The sequence below is a fragment of the Actinoallomurus sp. NPDC050550 genome (assembly GCF_040655075.1).
Lineage (GTDB): Bacteria > Actinomycetota > Actinomycetes > Streptosporangiales > Streptosporangiaceae > Actinoallomurus.
In genome coordinates, this window is sequence record NZ_JBFAJC010000011.1 from 1 (window position 1) to 15,718 (window position 15,718).

Genomic DNA, 15,718 nt, shown 5'->3' on the forward strand with positions numbered 1-15,718 from the left:
CCACCGCGATCGCAAAGCCATTGTCGGTGCGGGTGCCGCCGAGGTAGGTGGAGTACACCAGGGCGGTCCCGGTGGGATTGAGCTTGGTCACGAACGCGTCGAAGGTACCGCCGCCGTATGTGGTCTGGAACGCCCCCGCCGTGACCGGGAAGTTCACCGAATTGGTGGCGCCGGTGACGTAGGCGTTACCGGTGCCGTCCACCGCGATTCCCGGGCCCTGGTCGGTGCGGGTGCCGCCGAGGTAGGTGGAGTACGCCAGGCCGGTCCCGGTGGGATTGAGCTTGGTCACGAACGCGTCGAAGGTACCGCCGCCGTATGTGGTCTGGAACGCTCCCGCCGTGACCGGGAAGTTCACTGAATCGGTGGCGCCGGTGAGGTAGGCGTTGCCTGCGCTGTCCACCGCGATCGCAAAGCCATTGTCGGTGCGGGTGCCACCGAGGTAGGTGGAGTACACCAGGGCGGTCCCGGTGGGATTGAGCTTGGTCACGAACACGTCCGCGCCGCCCGCCAGCATGATCTGAAACGCCCCCGACGTTACCGGGAAGTCCACCGAATTGGTGACGCCGGTGACGTAGGCGTTGCCGGTGCCGTCCACCGCGATCCCAAAGCCATTGTCGGTGTGGGTGCCGCCGAGGGTGCCGCCGAGGTAGGTGGAGTACGCCAGGCCGGTCCCGGTGGGATTGAGCTTGGTCACGAACGCGTCGAAGGTATCGCCGCCGTATGTGGTCTGGAACGCTCCCGCCGTGACCGGGAAGTTCACCGAATTGGTGGCGCCGGTGAGGTAGGCGTTGCCTGCGCTGTCCACCGCGATCGCAAAGCCTTTGTCGGTGCGGGTGCCGCCGAGGTAGGTGGAGTACGCCAGGCCGGTCCCGGTGGGATTGAGCTTGGTCACGAACGCGTCGAAGGTACCGCCGCCGTATGTGGTCTGGAACGCTCCCGCCGTGACCGGGAAGTTCACCGAATTGGTGGCGCCGGTGAGGTAGGCGTTGCCTGCGCTGTCCACCGCGATCGCAAAGCCATTGTCGGTGCGGGTGCCGCCGAGGTAGGTGGAGTACACCAGGGCGGTCCCGGTGGGATTGAGCTTGGTCACGAACACGTCCGCGCCGCCCGCCAGTGTGGTCTGGAACGCCCCCGCCGTGACCGGGAGGTTCACCGAATTGGTGAAGCCGGTGAGGTAGGCGTTGCCGGCGCTGTCCACCGCGATCCCCAGGCCCTCATTGCCGCCGGTACGGCCCAGATAGGTGGAATACACCAGTCGGGGCTGAATGATCAACGGCCGCTGATGGTCATAGGCCCCCACAGCGAACCCCACATCGTTGCGGTCGGACAGAGCGTAACGCGCCGCGACCGGATGCGACCTGCCGTCGATGACCTGGTAGGCGCGCGGCGCACGCTGCACCACATCTCCCACCGTCGTCGGCAGGACCAGATCACCACCCGAGTTCAACCGCGGCTGACCCCGCATCCCATCGACCGCCAGATGCACCACACCCGGATCGGCGTTCGGAGCCATGGTCACGTCATAGTCCAGCCCCCGCTGCGTGCCGGACCAGCGCAGATCGACCCCCGGATACACCCCCCGCTCGGTGACCTGACCGTAGGTCGGCAGGTTCGTCCGCCACCCGGCACGATCCCGCCCCCTCAGATAGTTCACGCCCCCGGCGAACCGATCACCGGCCACCATCTGCGGATGCGCATTACCCCCGACCGCCCGAAACGACAACGCCACCCCCGTACCTGGCGCAGACCCGCGCCCGGCCTGTGCCGCCGCCGACCCGGGTGCGGCCTGTGGCGCACGACCGACCGCCCCCCGAGCCGAGCGCGGGGCCAGCGTCAAGACGGTACGGACCGCAGTGATGAACACCCCATAGCCGGGGCCATGCGCCAGATATCGCACCTGTGCCGCGGTCTGGCCGCGGTTCGGCTCGAACGCCAACGGCAACCGCCCGAACGCCGCAGCGGCCCGATCCTTCACCGCCACGACATCCCGACCCGCCACCGTACCCGGCCGGCTACTGCCCAGCGCAGGCACCACGCTCGCCCACACCAGACCACTCGCCCCGGCCAGTAACGTCACCACACCGGTTAGCCACACCACCACACCCCTCCGGCCAGCAAACCCCCCGCTCCCTGCCGGGATGCCTCCGCGAAGACGAGCCGTTCCAGCGCCCGCCCCCGCGGTGCCGCCGGCCCCCTCGCCTGACTCAGCGCTCATCTGTCCCCTCCTGGCGCCCTGATCGAATACAGCCAGGCCGATCCTCACCCGCCCACCCCCGCACCCAGCTACCACGACCCGCCCATTTCCCAGCATTGACCAGCGCGAAGAAGTGTCATGACGGTTCGGCTGAGCCACCTGATGGCGCCGGTCATGCCAGCCTGGCTACAGGGGGTATCTCGTGTCGAACTTCCTGCTCTGGCAGAGCGCCTACTCGGAGCTGTACTTCTGCGAGGCCAACTGGCCCGCGTTCCGTGAGATCGACTTTCTGCGGGCGCTGCGCAGCTTCGCCGCCCGGCAACGGCGCTACGGCGCCTGACACGCCGTTTCGACCTGGTCGGGCGGTCGGTGCGGTGTCATGATCAATCCATGGAGACGCCCTTAGTGACGTGGCGGATGGGGATCGGCGTCCGAGTCTTTCGCGGGCTTGGTCATCGTCGTCCTGGCCCTGATGGAGATCGGGTTCGTCGCGGTGCTGGTCGACGAACGCAACTTCGGGGTGGTCGTCCTGCTGGTGATGCTCCCGGGCTTCGCCGGGTGGTTCTGGTGGAGTTTCTTTCGGCCCTCCATCGGTCTCACCTCCACCGAACTCGTGCTCCGCAACAAGCGCCGGACCGAGCGCGTCGACCTGCGGACGATCGAGGCGGTCATGCCGAGCTCCGAGGGGCTGGTCGTCTTCGTCGGCGGCCGGCCCGCGTACGTCGGCTGGGCGGTCCAGAAGTCGAATCTCGCCATGTGGCTGCGCCGGCCGGGCCGTGCCGACCAGGTGGCGGAGCAGATCCGGCAGGCCGCCCTGGCCGTCGGCGCACCCGTACGGCCGGCGTTCGGACTGCCGGACGTGCCACCGCCCGACTCACCTAGATGAACGCCCGCTCGTACCTGGCTGTTTGTCATTTTCGGGCTGATCGCGCGTCGTTGATTTGCGGACGGTCGCCTATCTATCGGGAGGCGGAAGGGGGATAGTCCAGGTCCCCGCACCCGGAAGGTCCGGTGCCCCCACACTGGAGTGACCGATGAGACCGGTTGCCAGAACCGCCCTCACGCTGCCGATCGCCGCTGCGGCCCTCACCCTCCTGGCGGGCACCGCGTCGGCCGTCGACCCGCCGCCCGCCGGCTCGGTCCCCCCGGACCAGGACCCCTTCTACAGCGCCCCGGCGGACATCGGGTCCTACCGGCCGGGCCAGGTCGTCGACGACCGGAAGATCACCCCGAAGGCCGGTGACCTGGCCGACACGGTCGACGCCTGGCAGATCTCCTTCCGTACCGACGACTCGCACGAGCAGCCCGAGCTGGCGGTCACGACCCTGCTCGTCCCGAAGAAGGCCTGGACGGGCGGCGGCCCCCGCCCCGTCGTCTCGGTGCAGGCGGCCGAGGACTCCACCGGGACCCAGTGCGCGCCGTCGTACGGGATCTCCTCGGGTCAGGGGTACGCCGCGTCGTCTGCCTTGTTCGCCGGCTCCGTCCTCGACAAGGGCTGGGCGGTGGCGATGCCCGACTTCGAGGGACCGAAGTCGGTGTTCATGGGCGGCCCGCAGGCCGGGCACGCCGTGCTCGACGGCATCCGGGCGGTGAAGAACCTCGGCGCGGGCGGGGTCGGCGCGAGCAACCCGTGGGCGCTGAACGGCTACTCCGGCGGTGCCCAGGCGACCGGCTGGGCCGCCGAACTCCAGCCCGCCTACGCTCCGGACGTACGGCTCGCCGGTGTGGCCATGGGCGGCACCCCGGCCGACCCGGCCGCGGTGGCGCGGTCGCTGGACGGCGGGGCGTTCTCCGGCTTCGAGGCCGCCGCCACCGTGAGCCTGGCCGCGGAGTACCCCGAGGCGGGCATCGAGGACCTGACCAACGCCCAGGGCAAGGAGGCCCTGCAGAAGGCGCGCGGCAAGTGCCTGACCGACCTGATCACCGGGTTCGCCTTCAAGAGGCTCGCGGACTACACGACCGTGCCCGACCCGCTGTCCGTGCCGTCCGTCGCCGCGATGCTCGAGAAGAACACCATGGGCTCGGCCGCCCCGGCGGTGCCGGTCTTCGACTACCACGCGAACACCGACGAGATCGTCCCCGTCGCCCAGGCCGACGCGCTGACCAGGGCGTGGTGCGCCAAGGGCGCCACCGTGCAGGTCGTCCGGGACGTCATCGGCGAGCACGCCCTGGAGGCCCTCGTCCGGGGAGGCGACGCCCTGTCCTACCTCGCCGACCGGTTCGCGGGCAGGACACCCCCTGACACCTGCGCGTAGAGTTCGAGGCGCACACGAAAACGCGGCCCGGTAGGTAGCCCGGGCACCGTCGACTCGACGGTCTGTATCCGCCCTTCCAGGGATGTCCGGTGTGCCGGAATCCGGCCTCGTCAGGCCGGTGCTCGGCATGCACGCTGGAGGGGACGATGGGCGCCGTGACGCTGACCGTGTGTTTCGAGGACCCGTTCTGGGTCGGCATTCTGGAGATCGCCGAGGACGGTGAGGTGCGCGCCACCCGCGTCGTGTTCGGCGGCGAGCCGACCGACGCGGAGCTGCACGAGTTCCTGCTGCGGCACGGATTCGCGCTGCTGGACAAGGCCGCCGCCAACCCGCCCGTGCCGGCGGACGCCCGGCCGTCGCAGCGCCGGGTCAATCCCAAACGAGCCGCCAAGCTGGCCGCCCGCGAGGCCGCCCACGCCGCCCAGGGTCGGCGCGGCACCGCCTCGCAGGAGGCCCTACGCCTGGAGTACGAAGAGCGGAAGGCGCAGGCCGCAGCCGACGCCAAGGAGCGGAAGGCCGCCCGCGCCGAGCAACGGTACGAGGCCGCCCGTGCGAAGAAACGAGCCCGTCGGCGCGGCCACTGAGCCCGTGGGTCAGCACCGCCCCGACGCCGGGTTTCCGACAGTCCAAGCCCCTGCACGGCACTGGGCTTGGCCAGAGCCGTCTACTGACGCGCGAATCTTCTCGCGTCAGTAGACGGCACGGACCGCGGCGCCGATGCAGCGCGCCCCATCACCTCTCGGCGACGGTGACTTCCGCGCACTCGCCGATCTGGCTACTTGAGGCGATGAAGAGGGGCGCCACTTCCACGCAGGTCGCCTGCCCTCCGCCGCTGCGGGTGCTCTTGCGCCACGAGAGATGCGACAAGTCCTTCTGGGGGATGAGCATGAGACTTGGTCACTCCTTGGCAATGGCGGCGATCAGATCCACCGACTCCTCTGCGGACAACGCCGCGACCTTCAATTTCTCGAAGTCCAGCTTAAAGCGTTGTACGCTCTCCACGCTTTCCACATATGTCGCTCCAGCTTTCGTCTCGACGTACGCGACGTCAGGAGCGATCCGTTCGGGAAAGCCGAGAACGATGAACGGACCGTCCAGGCCGGCGTGGGTGCCGATGTGGAAGGGGACGACCCGAACGGTCACGTTCGGTCGCTCCGCGACGTCGATCAGTGCGTGCAGTTGGGATCGCATCACCTTGACGCCGCCGATCGGGCGCCGGAGCACGGCTTCGTCCACGATCGCTGTGAGGTCCGGCGCAGGTGGCTCGGCTCTGCCGAGAAGAGCTTTGCGAGTAATCCGCGCCATGACGCGGCGTTGAACGCTGCTCTCGTCACCACGCTCCCAGGTGCGAATGACCTCCCGTGCGTATTCGTCCGTCTGAAGCAGCCCGGGGATCAGCTGAGGGCTCCACTCATGGATCCGCGCCGCATCGTCTTCGAGAGCGACGTACGAAGGCTTCTTGAAGAGGTCGTTGTAGTCTTCCCACCAGCCTCTTCGCCAGGCGTTTTTCGCCAGTTCGATAAGTGCGGCACGTGTCGCGCTATCGACTCCATACAGGTCAAGCATCGCGGTGACGCCGTTGATCGTCGGCTTGGTTTTGGCCTGTTCGATACGGGAGACCTTGTAGCGGCTCCAGTCGTCTCCCAGTTGGGCGGCGGCTTCCTCCGTGGTCAGATCGGGGCGTTCGCGTAGCCGCCGCAGATCGCTCGCGAGTTTGCGCCCTCGGGCGGTCGGACTGTGGGGCTGAGGCATGTCCTCAGTTTCGTCATCTGACATTCAGTGATCAATTACTGACCGATAGTGCTCAATCGCAGGTGCCGGAGGGCGTTGTGATCATGCACTGTGGGCTGGCCGACGAGTGGAGGCATCACGACCGGCCTGTCCGCCTTGGGCGTTCAGACCACGCCACGGTGGACGCAGGTGTCCGTCGTCGACCCCGACCCACGACCGCTCCGGCCGGTCGATCCGAACGACGCACTGGCCGAGAGCGGGCGGGGGCTTCACATTGTCGACGTCTTGTCGGCGCTGTGCTGGGTGGCATACGACCGGGAGGGCAAGACGATCCATGCCGTGCTCGCCGCACCAGGGGTCGAGTTGACGCCGGTCGAGCGAGAGGCGCTTCAGCGGTCCACGCGGGGTCACCAGGGGCCGTGGTAAGTCAGGGCCGATGGGAGGTCGGTCTAGGCGGCGGTGGGTTCGGAGCGCGGCATCCAGCGGCGTGCCGCCCAGGCGAGGAGCGCCAGGACGAAGCCGTAGGCGGAGACCAGGCCGTGGCCGTTGTCCTGGGCGAACCACATCGCCAGCCCGAGCGCCGGGACGGCGATCGCCAGGGCCTGGTGCTTCCGGGTCCTGGTGCTGGTCAGCAGGGCCAGGGCCAGGCTCGCCCCGAGGAAGTAGGTGGCGCCGGAGCTTCCGGCGAAGTTGCGGGGGTCGGTGCTGGGGCCACTTCCGAAGCCGAGCAGAGTGTCGATGTGCTCCGGAAGGAGAATGCCGGCGAGGAAGAAGACGCCGGTCAGCCAGCCGCCCCAGAGCCACTGGGCGAGCGCGGCGACGATGGTGAGAGTGGCGATGTTCCAGGCGGCGCCGCCGACACCGCCGTTCTGCATGAAGACGGAGGTGAACACCCGCCACCAGCCGGTCTTGGCCGGGTCGTGGTCGAGTGCGGCCATGGCTCCCGACCAGCACAGCTGCAGGACGACCCCGGCCAGCGCCAGCGCGGTCAGCCCGACGGCGGCCCAGGGGATGGGACGCCCGCGCACCGTGTCACGCCCGACCGCGGCGAGACCGCTGTTGATCATAATCACCATCAACGCGGCCGTGGTCGCGAAGAACAGCAGGTTGCCCAAGGCGCGCACCTTTTCCAACAGTGTTCGAAATCGATGCGGCAACGCTAGCACACAATTCAAACACCGTTCTAAAAACCGGTACGGTGGAGCGATGAAGCTCACCAAGGAGCGGATCGTCGACGCCGGTATGGCCACGTTCGCCGAGGTCGGATACCACGGACTGTCCATGCGCCAAGTGGCGGAACGCCTCGGCGCGCACGCGGGCAGCCTGTACTACCACGTGCGCAACAAGAACGACCTGCTCGCGATGATGGCCGACCGCGTCTGCCGTCAGGCCTACGACGCCGGCACCGCCGCCATGGCCGCGCTCCCACCCGAGTCCACCTGGCAGGACGAGATCGAAGCCCAGGCCATCGCGCTGCGCCGCGTCATCGAGCAGCACCCCGGCGGGGCCATCCTGCTGGCCGAGAGCCCCAAAACGCTTAGCCGCGGCGCCCTGTCGATCATGGAACGCCTCCTGCGGACCCTCTTGGCGGCCGGCGTTCCCACGGAGCACCGCCTCATCGCCGCCGACACGCTTCTCAGCCACGTCACCGGGTTCGTTCTCCAGGAGCAGGCCACGTTCGAGATCCCGGCCGTCACCGCGGAGACCTACGCCGACCTCGTCGAACGCTTCCCGCACGTCTTCGAGGAGGCGCCTCGTCTGAGCCAGGACGAGAAGTTCCAGCGCAGCATCCGCCTCCTGTGCACGGCCGTGGACGCGGTCATCAAGGAGGTGAGCACGCCGACGAAGGCGTGAACTCGGGGCGGGCCTCGAGGAGAGATATGGGGGACCGATCCCCGAGTGAAAGGGTCGCCCATGCCCGGACAGGCATCCCTGAGATGATCGCGGAATCCATGGCACCGCCTGACTCCAAGATCATCTCGGTTTCCCGTGACGATCCGGACGCCTTCGCGGCGCTCTTCGACCGGTACTCCGCGATGCTCTATCGCTATGCCGTCAAACGTCTCGGACCGGAGGTCGCCGAGGACCTGGTCGGGGAGACGTTCCTCATCGCGTTCCAGAAGCGACACCGGTATGACCCCGGCTGTACCGACGCCCGGCCGTGGCTGTTCGGCATCATCACGAAGCTGATCGCCCGGCATCACCGCCGGGAACGCGCCCGCTATCGGGCGTTGGAGCGCTCTCTGCCCGAGGAGGCCGCCGACAATCCGGTCGATCGGGCGCTGGCTGAGGTCGCGGCGCAGAGCGTCCGGTCCGAGCTGACCAGTGCCCTGGCCGGGTTGTCTCGTGGCGATCGTGACGTCCTGTTGCTGATCGCCTGGGCCGACCTGTCGTACGAGGAGACCGCGACCGCGCTCGGCGTCCCGATCGGCACGGTGCGCTCGCGCCTCAACCGAGCCCGGCGCAAGGTGCGTGCCACCTTCGGCGGAACCGACCCCACGAAGGAGCACAGCGATGGATGAGATGACGATGCTCCGTGAGCTCGGACGCAAGCTCGACCGCGAGCCTCCGGGCACGCTGGCCCGCCAGCGCAATCGGATCACCACGACCCGGGCCGTACGAGGCCATCGGCGATGGCGGCCGGTCCTCGCCGGTGGCGTCGTCCTGGCCAGCGTGGCCGGCGCCATCGTGACGCAGTCGTTCGGCATCGGTGACCGGCGGCCCGGGGCGGTCGCGGAGGCGGCAGTGGTGCTCGACCGGGCCGCGGCCGTGGCCGACGGCCTTCCGCGTCCGAGTCCTGGACAGTACCTCTACATCGATGGCAGGAGTTGGACCCTCACCTACGTCGATGGCAAGGGATGGAAGGGGCTCCGGGCTGAGGACAGTGCCGACTGGTTGCCGGTCGATGGGGGCAAGCCGGGCCTGTTCCGGTTGCGGCAGAGCGGCACCGGGCCGTTCCCGCCGAATGACGGGGCTCCGGTGCCCGGCCAGGATGGCTGGACTCAGGAGTGGGTCTGCGATCGCGCGATGGGACAAGAGGAGTCCAAGGTGTGGGATCTGACCCGGCCGCCCGCGAACTGCTCGATGGAGGCGGCGTACCGTCGGGATCTTCCCACCGATGCGTCTGGGATGCTGCGCCACCTCCACAAGGACGGAGACGGTTCCAAGGAGGACCGGGCGTGGGAAAACGCCCGTGACCTGCTGGGCGGAGCGATCCCACCGCCGTCACGCGCGGCGCTGTTCCGGGCGCTCCGCAGGATCCCGGACGTGACCTACGTCCCCGACACGACGGATGCCACGGGTCGGCACGGCGTGGCCGTCGCGCGGGTGGTGGACCGGCACATCAGGGAAGAGCTGGTGTTCGACCGGACGACGTACGCCTATCTCGGCAGCCGCAGCGTGCTGGTCCGGTCGTTCGGGGGACGACCGGCCGGCACCGTGAGCGGGGCCACGGCGGTCCGCACGGCGTACGTCGACCAGATCGGGCGGCTTCCGTGACGAGGCGGCTCAGAGTGCGGTGATGAGCTGCCGGATCTCGTCCTCGGTGGTGTAGTAGTGCACCGACGCGCGCACGCGGGGCGCCGGCTGCGCGCCCTCGTCGTACCGGTACGTCTGCTGGGATACCCGCACGTTGATCCGCCGCTCGGCGAGCGACGCCACGATCTCGGCGGGCTCCCGGTCGCGGTGCGTGAACGTCACGATCCCCGACCGGTGCAGGCCCCGGTCCCGTACGGTGACGGCCGGGTTCTCTGCCAGGGCCGCCCGCAGCAGCGCACCGAGCTCGAGCACGCGCTGCTCGATCGCCTCGAGGCCGACCTCCAGGGCGTACTCCGCGGCGGCGCCGAGGCCGAGCTGCCCGGCGACCGAGCGTTCCCACGACTCGAACCGGCGCGCGTCGCCGCGCAGCTCGTACGAGTCCGGTCCCGTCCAGTCCGCGGCGCGCAGGTCGAGGAACGGCGGTTCGAGGCGGTTCAGCGCCGACCGCCGCACGTACAGGAAGCCGGTGCCGCGCGGGCCGCGCAGGAACTTGCGGCCCGTGGCGGACAGCAGGTCGCAGCCGATCTCCTCGACGTCCACGACGAGCTGGCCGACGGACTGGCAGGCGTCGAGGAGGTAGAGGGCCCCGGCGGCGCGGGTCAGGCGGCCGACCTCGGCGGCCGGGTTGATCAGTCCGTCGTGGGTGGGGACGTGGTTGATCGCCACGAGCCGTACGTCGTCGTCGAGTGCGTTCGCCAGGGCGTCGAGCGAGATCTGGCCGTACTCGTCGTCCGGCACGACCTCGACCTTCACGCCGTGCCGGCGCGCCGCGTGGAGGTACGCGATCGTGTTGCTGGAGTACTCGCTCGCGGTCGTGAGGATGCGGTCGCCCGTACGGAAGGGGATGCCGTAGAACGCCATGTCCCAGGCACGCGTGGCGTTCTCCGCGTAGGCGATCTCGTCGGGCTGCGCGCCGATGAGGCGGGCCAGGGAGTCGTACGTGCCGGTGATCCGGGGAGCGACGGCGTCGGCCGCCTCGTACCCGCCGATGCGAGCCTCGAAGTTCAGGTGGTCGTGTACTGCGTCGATCACGGTCCGTGGGGGCAGCGCCGCTCCGGCGTTGTTGAGGTGCACGACCTCCGCGCAGCCTGGGGTCTCCGCGCGAATGCCCGCGATGTCGAGCAAGATCACTCCATTATCCGTTAGGGACGAAACGTGTCATTCTTGTGACTTCCCTGGGGAGGGGGGCGTGATGCGGCGTGCGGTTCTGGCGGCTGCCCTGGCCGGTCTGGCCGGTGTGTCGGCGGCCTGTGGTGGTGGCGGTGACGCGAAGCGTCCGCCGCGCGCCTCCGCCCCATCCGGCCAGACGGCGGGCGGCGCGGACGACGGATCGATCATGGTGGGGTTCGCCGGGGACGTCCACTTCAACGGGCCGCTCGCCAAGCGGCTGGCCGACCCGGCCACCGCCCTCGGGCCGATCATCTCCGAGTTGAAGCGTCCCGACCTCATGATGGTCAACCTGGAGACGGCCATCACCACGCGGGGGAAGAAGGCGCCGAAGCAGTTCACGTTCCGTGCCCCGGCGAGCGCGTTCGACGCGCTGCGGTCCGCCGGCATCGACGTGGTGACCATGGCCAACAACCACGCCATGGACTACGGAACGGTCGGCCTGCACGACTCCCTCGCCGCCATCAGGAAGTCGCGGTTCCCCGTCGTCGGCATCGGCGCGAACGCCGCCCAGGCGTACCGGCCCTACTACGTGACCGTGAAGGGAAACCGGATCGCGGTACTCGGCGCCACCCAGGTCCTGGACGACAACCTCGTCACGGCGTGGACGGCGACCCCGAAGAAGGGCGGCCTGGCGTCGGCGAAGAACGTCCCGCGCCTCGTCCAGGAGGTCCGCGCGGCACGGAAGAAGGCCGACACCGTCATCGTCTACCTGCACTGGGGCCAGGAGCTGAAGCCCTGCCCACTGCCCCGGCAGAAGACGCTGGCCCAAGCCCTCGTACGGGCGGGTGCCGACGTGGTCGTCGGCGGGCACGCGCACATCCCGCTCGGCGGCGGCTTCATGAAGGGCCGGTACGTCGACTATGGGTTCGGCAACTTCTTCTTCACCGCTCCGGACCGCAACGACCCCCACTCCGGCATCCTCGAGCTGACCCTCCGCAAGCGCAAGATCCAGAAGGCCGAGTGGAAGCCGGCGTACATCACCAAGGGTGTTCCGCGGCTGCTCACCGGCGCGGCGGCGACCCGCGATCATGCGAAGTGGGAGAAGCTGCGCCGCTGCACCGGCCTCATCGCCACCCCCTGATCGGGACGGAACCCGGAGGCTCGCCGCAACACCGGCCATACCGCCGTCCCTGATCAGGAACAGGCCGCGATGAGGTCGCGGTACCAGGCGTACGACGCGCGCGGCGTCCGCTTCTGTGTCGCGTAGTCGACGTGGACGAGACCGAAGCGCGGATGGTAACCCTCGGCCCACTCGAAGTTGTCCAGCAGTGACCACACGTAGTAGCCGCGTACGTCGACGCCGTCGTTCATCGCCGCCCGTACGGCGCCGACGTGCGCGTTCAGGAAGCCGATCCGGTCGGTGTCGTTGAGCGACTCGTCGTAGGAGCAGCCGCTCTCGGTGATGTACACGGGCGGCAGCGCGGCGCCGTACCGCTCCCGCAGGTCGACCAGCAGCCGGTGCAGGCCGTCCGGGACGACCGGCCAGCCCATGCCCGTCGTCGGGAAGCCGCTCAGGTCCCGGATCGCGAACGGCAGGCCGTCGTCGTCGGGGGCCGCGACTCCGGTCGGGTTGTAGTAGTTGACGCCCAGCGCGTCGATGGGCGCGGCGATGACCTCCAGGTCGCCGTCCTGGACGTGGGCCAGCTCCAGGCCGAGGCCGGGGTAGCGGCCCAGCAGGATCGGGTCGGTGAACTGCCAGTTCAGCAGGGCGTCGAAGGCCACGGCCGCCGTGACGTCCTCGGGCCCGTCGCCGGCCGGCCAGGCGGGCGTGTAGTGGTTGGCGATCCCGATCCGGGCCGCCCCTTCGGCGCGCAGGGCGGTCGCGGCGAGGCCGTGACCGAGCAGCTGGTGGTGGGCGGTGGGCAGGGCGTCGAGCATGAGCGTCCGCCCCGGCGCGTACAGGCCGAAGGCGTAACCGTAGGACATCACGACCATCGGCTCGTTCAGCGTGATCCACAGGTCGACCCGGTCGGCGAGCCGTTCGGCGACCAGCGCGGCGTACTCGGCGAACCGGTGGGCGGTGTCACGGTTCATCCAGCCGCCCTCGTCCTCCAGCGGCTGCGGCAGGTCCCAGTGGTACAGCGTGGGCACGGCCGCCACCCCGCGTTCGGCGAGGCCGTCGACGAGCCGATCGTAGAAGTCCAGGCCCTTGGGGTTGGCGGGGCCGCTGCCGGTCGGCTGGACCCGAGGCCAGGCGATGGAGAAGCGGTACGCCTGGGCGCCGAGCCCGGCGATCAGGTCGAGGTCCTCGGCCCAGCGATGGTAGTGGTCGCAGGCGACGTCGGCGGTGTGCCCGTCGCGTACCCGGCCGGGCTCCCGGCAGAAGGTGTCCCACGTGGACGGACCCCGGCCGTCCTCCGTCGTCGCGCCCTCGATCTGGTACGCCGATGTCGCGACGCCCCATTGGAATGTCGCCAGGGGATCGCCGCCGCGATTAGGCGCTGGGGAAATGTCGTTCCTGGCCGATTCGTTCTCTGGTCTCATCACCGGTTTTCCTTTCTCCGGCATATTAGGTTGGCGATGCTGTTACAAATGGTCGTGTGACTCGTCAGATGCACACCTTTCCTGGCACGGAGTACGACCTTGGGCACCACGTGGTGTGGTGCCCGAGGTACTGCCGTCCGGTTCTCGGTGGGCGGGTGAAGATCCCTCTTGAGAAGCTGATCGGCACCAAAGTCGACGAGCGCGGGGCGGTCCGCGCTGTCTGGGCTGAAACAGTGCGGCGTTACATTCGGATGCGGCATGAGCGCGCCCCCGAGGGGGGTGGCCGTGCGTAGGTCCTATAAGTTCCTGCTGCGTCCGACCCGGCATCAGCAGATTGCGTTCGCTGCTTGTCTTAGGGACCATCGGCAGCTTTACAACGCCGCCCTTGAGCACCGCTGCACCGCCTACCGCAAGGCGGGTGTGACCGTTCGGTACGGCGACCAGTCCGGCGAGTTGAAGTACATCCGTGCCGATGACCCTGGTGGGCAGGGCCGGTGGTCGTTCTCCTCCCAGCAGGCCACGCTGCGACGGTTGGACAAGGCGTTCGCTGCGTTCTTCCGCCGCCTCAAGGCCGGGCACAAACCGGGTTTCCCTCGGTTCAAAGGGCAGGGATGGTTTGACACCGTCGAGTGGCCCAAAGACGGCGACGGTTGCCGGTGGGACTCCCAACCGGAGCATCCGAGAGCGACGTACGTGCGCTTGCAGGGCATCGGGCATGTCCGCGTGCACCAGCACCGCCCACTGCGTGGCCGGGTGAAGACGATCGCGGTCAAGCGGGAAGGCAGCCGCTGGTACGTGGTGCTGTCGTGCGAGGACGTTCCCACCCAGCCGCTCCCTTCGACTGGCGCTGTGGCCGGGATCGATATGGGCGTGGCATCGCTGATTACCACGAGTGACGGCGAGCACGTAACGAACCCTCGCCATCTGGAGGCGTCCACCGGACGCCTGGCGAAGGCACAGCAGGACCTGGCCCGTAAGAAGCGCGGGTCCAAGCGCCGCCGCAAAGCGGTCGCGCGGGTGGCGGCCCTGCACACCAAGGTTCGCCGTCAACGCATCGACGGTGCCCACAAGACCGCGCTTGCGCTCGTCCGTGTGTATGACGTGATCGTGCATGAGGATCTGCGGATCGCGAACATGACCCGATCGGCGTCCGGCACCCTCAAAGAGCCCGGCCGGAACGTCGCACAAAAGTCCGGCTTGAACAGGTCGATCCTGGACGCGGGTTGGAGGGTGTTCTTGACGGTCCTCGCGCACAAGGCTGAAAGCGCCGGTCGCGAGTTGATCGCAGTCGAGCCTCGCAACACCTCCCGCACCTGCTCGCGGTGTGGGTACTGCGCGGCGGACAATCGCCGCACTCAAGCCAAGTTCGCCTGTAGGGCGTGCGGGCACGCCGCGCACGCCGACGTGAACGCGGCGGTCAACATCTTGAGGGCAGGGCTTGCCCTTCGCGACGCTGTGCAAGCGGCTTAGCGAGAAGCCGCTCCCTTCAAGGAGCGGAGGAGTCACTGGAAGTCAGAGGGGAACACGCGAACACGGGCGGCCTCCGCTGAACGTGAATGGCTCTCGGATCCTACGCGCCGGTAGCACCGTCGGAAAAGGCATGATTGAACGTGTGACGACGGATAGCTCGGCGCTGCGTCGCCGACCTGCACAACGACGGAGTGCCGAACGCGTCCAGCGCATGCTGGACGCCTGTGCGGAGATCCTCGACGAGTCCGGGTACGACGGTCTGTCCACCACCAAGATCGCCCAGCGGGCGGACGTCGCGATCGGCTCGGTCTACCAGTTCTTCCCCGACAAGAAGGCCATCGCCCAGCAACTCGCGCTGCGCAACCTCGACATGTTCGGCGATCGGGTGGCGGAGGCGCTCGCGGACGAAGAGTTCGCGCACTGGTACGACGCCGTCGGCGTCGTGATCGAGATCTTCGTGGGCATGCACCGGACGGTCCCGGGCTTCCGCGTCCTGCGCTTCGGGGACATCGCCGACGTCCACCTGCTCGACGTCGCGGCCGAGAACAACGCCGTCGTCGCCGACCGGCTGAAGGCGCTGCTCGTCTCGGCGTTCGAACTGCCGGACAACGGGGAGTTCGCCACCGCGCTAGCCGTCGCCGTCGAGGCGGCGGACGCCGTGCTCAAACTCGCGTTCCGCCACGACCCCGAGGGCGACCCGGCGCTGCTCGCCGAGGTGAAACGCCTGATCCACGGGTACCTGGCGGATCACCTCGACGGCCGATGACGACGCGGGCCCGTCCCCCGGTACGGGACGGGGCCCGCAGGTGGCGTCTGTCGGGGATGAAACCCGGCCGCGTGAACGGGAACCGGGCCCGCGTCGTGCCTATGCGGTCCG

Annotated in this window: 16 protein-coding genes and 2 pseudogenes; 12 read left to right on the forward strand and 6 right to left on the reverse strand. The window is 68.9% G+C overall.

Annotation, left to right across the window (positions count from 1 at the left end):
• Positions 1-1,981: SBBP repeat-containing protein (locus AB0I04_RS17280; protein ID WP_360885361.1), on the reverse strand; the 1,981-nt coding region annotated here is incomplete at its 3' end.
• Between the two features lie 415 nt (positions 1,982-2,396).
• Between AB0I04_RS17280 and AB0I04_RS17285 the strand changes: the two are divergent.
• From AB0I04_RS17285 to AB0I04_RS17300, 4 genes and pseudogenes are all read left to right on the forward strand, one after another.
• Positions 2,397-2,534 (forward strand): annotated as a pseudogene (locus AB0I04_RS17285) (undecaprenyl diphosphate synthase family protein); the annotation flags it as partial.
• A gap of 108 nt (positions 2,535-2,642) precedes the next feature.
• Complete coding sequence (locus AB0I04_RS17290; protein WP_360885364.1) at positions 2,643-3,080, forward strand: hypothetical protein; 438 nt, start codon at positions 2,643-2,645, stop codon at positions 3,078-3,080.
• Positions 3,081-3,228: 148 nt separating this feature from the next.
• Positions 3,229-4,449 (forward strand): lipase family protein, encoded by a 1,221-nt coding sequence (locus AB0I04_RS17295; RefSeq protein WP_360885367.1) that lies wholly within the window; start codon positions 3,229-3,231, stop codon positions 4,447-4,449.
• Between the two features lie 155 nt (positions 4,450-4,604).
• A complete protein-coding gene (locus AB0I04_RS17300; protein WP_360885369.1) occupies positions 4,605-5,033 on the forward strand; it encodes a YjdF family protein in 429 nt (142 codons plus the stop codon).
• A gap of 148 nt (positions 5,034-5,181) precedes the next feature.
• On the opposite strand, the gene AB0I04_RS17305 is transcribed toward AB0I04_RS17300, so the two are convergent.
• Complete coding sequence (locus AB0I04_RS17305) at positions 5,182-5,337, reverse strand: DUF397 domain-containing protein (protein ID WP_360885372.1); 156 nt, start codon at positions 5,335-5,337, stop codon at positions 5,182-5,184.
• A 9-nt stretch (positions 5,338-5,346) separates the two neighbouring features.
• Positions 5,347-6,225, reverse strand: a complete 879-nt coding sequence (locus AB0I04_RS17310; RefSeq protein ID WP_360885375.1) for a helix-turn-helix transcriptional regulator — start codon at positions 6,223-6,225, stop codon at positions 5,347-5,349.
• A 144-nt stretch (positions 6,226-6,369) separates the two neighbouring features.
• On the opposite strand from AB0I04_RS17310, the gene AB0I04_RS17315 reads away from it, so the two are divergent.
• Positions 6,370-6,606, forward strand: a complete 237-nt coding sequence (locus AB0I04_RS17315) for an ATP-binding protein (protein ID WP_360885377.1) — start codon at positions 6,370-6,372, stop codon at positions 6,604-6,606.
• A 23-nt stretch (positions 6,607-6,629) separates the two neighbouring features.
• Here AB0I04_RS17315 and AB0I04_RS17320 read toward each other — a convergent pair whose 3' ends face one another.
• A complete protein-coding gene (locus AB0I04_RS17320) occupies positions 6,630-7,295 on the reverse strand; it encodes a hypothetical protein (protein ID WP_360885380.1) in 666 nt (221 codons plus the stop codon).
• Between the two features lie 91 nt (positions 7,296-7,386).
• On the opposite strand from AB0I04_RS17320, the gene AB0I04_RS17325 reads away from it, so the two are divergent.
• From AB0I04_RS17325 to AB0I04_RS17335, 3 genes are all read left to right on the forward strand, one after another.
• Positions 7,387-8,034, forward strand: a complete 648-nt coding sequence (locus AB0I04_RS17325; RefSeq protein WP_360885383.1) for a TetR family transcriptional regulator — start codon at positions 7,387-7,389, stop codon at positions 8,032-8,034.
• Between the two features lie 98 nt (positions 8,035-8,132).
• The gene (locus AB0I04_RS17330; protein ID WP_360885386.1) at positions 8,133-8,702 is read left to right on the forward strand and encodes an RNA polymerase sigma factor; all 570 of its coding nucleotides are present in this window, start codon (positions 8,133-8,135) and stop codon (positions 8,700-8,702) included.
• Positions 8,695-9,678, forward strand: coding sequence for a CU044_5270 family protein (locus tag AB0I04_RS17335; protein ID WP_360885389.1), 984 nt, complete (start codon positions 8,695-8,697; stop codon positions 9,676-9,678). Before AB0I04_RS17330 ends, AB0I04_RS17335 begins: the two co-directional genes overlap by 8 nt.
• Positions 9,679-9,687: 9 nt before the next feature.
• Here the strand turns inward: AB0I04_RS17335 and AB0I04_RS17340 are convergent, their stop codons facing one another.
• On the reverse strand, positions 9,688-10,848 hold the full coding sequence (locus AB0I04_RS17340; protein WP_360885392.1) for an aminotransferase class V-fold PLP-dependent enzyme: 1,161 nt from the start codon (positions 10,846-10,848) through the stop codon (positions 9,688-9,690).
• A 61-nt stretch (positions 10,849-10,909) separates the two neighbouring features.
• Between AB0I04_RS17340 and AB0I04_RS17345 the strand changes: the two genes are divergently transcribed.
• Complete coding sequence (locus AB0I04_RS17345; RefSeq protein ID WP_360885395.1) at positions 10,910-11,968, forward strand: CapA family protein; 1,059 nt, start codon at positions 10,910-10,912, stop codon at positions 11,966-11,968.
• A gap of 53 nt (positions 11,969-12,021) precedes the next feature.
• On the opposite strand, the gene AB0I04_RS17350 is transcribed toward AB0I04_RS17345, so the two are convergent.
• Positions 12,022-13,371 (reverse strand): GH1 family beta-glucosidase, encoded by a 1,350-nt coding sequence (locus tag AB0I04_RS17350; RefSeq protein ID WP_360885398.1) that lies wholly within the window; start codon positions 13,369-13,371, stop codon positions 12,022-12,024.
• Positions 13,372-13,439: 68 nt separating this feature from the next.
• On the opposite strand from AB0I04_RS17350, the pseudogene AB0I04_RS17355 reads away from it, so the two are divergent.
• The 3 genes and pseudogenes from AB0I04_RS17355 to AB0I04_RS17365 form a co-directional block, all read left to right on the forward strand.
• A pseudogene (locus AB0I04_RS17355) lies at positions 13,440-13,580 on the forward strand (IS200/IS605 family transposase); the annotation flags it as partial.
• 76 nt (positions 13,581-13,656) lie between these two features.
• Complete coding sequence (locus AB0I04_RS17360) at positions 13,657-14,841, forward strand: transposase (protein WP_360885401.1); 1,185 nt, start codon at positions 13,657-13,659, stop codon at positions 14,839-14,841.
• Between the two features lie 211 nt (positions 14,842-15,052).
• A complete protein-coding gene (locus AB0I04_RS17365; protein ID WP_360885767.1) occupies positions 15,053-15,607 on the forward strand; it encodes a TetR/AcrR family transcriptional regulator in 555 nt (184 codons plus the stop codon).
• Positions 15,608-15,718: the final 111 nt, after the last annotated feature.

What these genes read in the sequence shown, in the direction of transcription:
- AB0I04_RS17295 (WP_360885367.1), top strand. Translation starts at nt 3,229, where the DNA reads ATGAGACCGGTTGCCAGAACCGCCCTCACGCTGCCGATCGCCGCTGCG.
- AB0I04_RS17305 (WP_360885372.1), bottom strand. Translation starts at nt 5,337, where the DNA reads ATGCTCATCCCCCAGAAGGACTTGTCGCATCTCTCGTGGCGCAAGAGC.
- AB0I04_RS17310 (WP_360885375.1), bottom strand. Translation starts at nt 6,225, where the DNA reads ATGTCAGATGACGAAACTGAGGACATGCCTCAGCCCCACAGTCCGACC.
- AB0I04_RS17325 (WP_360885383.1), top strand. Translation starts at nt 7,387, where the DNA reads ATGAAGCTCACCAAGGAGCGGATCGTCGACGCCGGTATGGCCACGTTC.
- AB0I04_RS17330 (WP_360885386.1), top strand. Translation starts at nt 8,133, where the DNA reads ATGGCACCGCCTGACTCCAAGATCATCTCGGTTTCCCGTGACGATCCG.
- AB0I04_RS17335 (WP_360885389.1), top strand. Translation starts at nt 8,695, where the DNA reads ATGGATGAGATGACGATGCTCCGTGAGCTCGGACGCAAGCTCGACCGC.
- AB0I04_RS17345 (WP_360885395.1), top strand. Translation starts at nt 10,910, where the DNA reads ATGCGGCGTGCGGTTCTGGCGGCTGCCCTGGCCGGTCTGGCCGGTGTG.
- AB0I04_RS17350 (WP_360885398.1), bottom strand. Translation starts at nt 13,371, where the DNA reads ATGAGACCAGAGAACGAATCGGCCAGGAACGACATTTCCCCAGCGCCT.
- AB0I04_RS17365 (WP_360885767.1), top strand. Translation starts at nt 15,053, where the DNA reads ATGCTGGACGCCTGTGCGGAGATCCTCGACGAGTCCGGGTACGACGGT.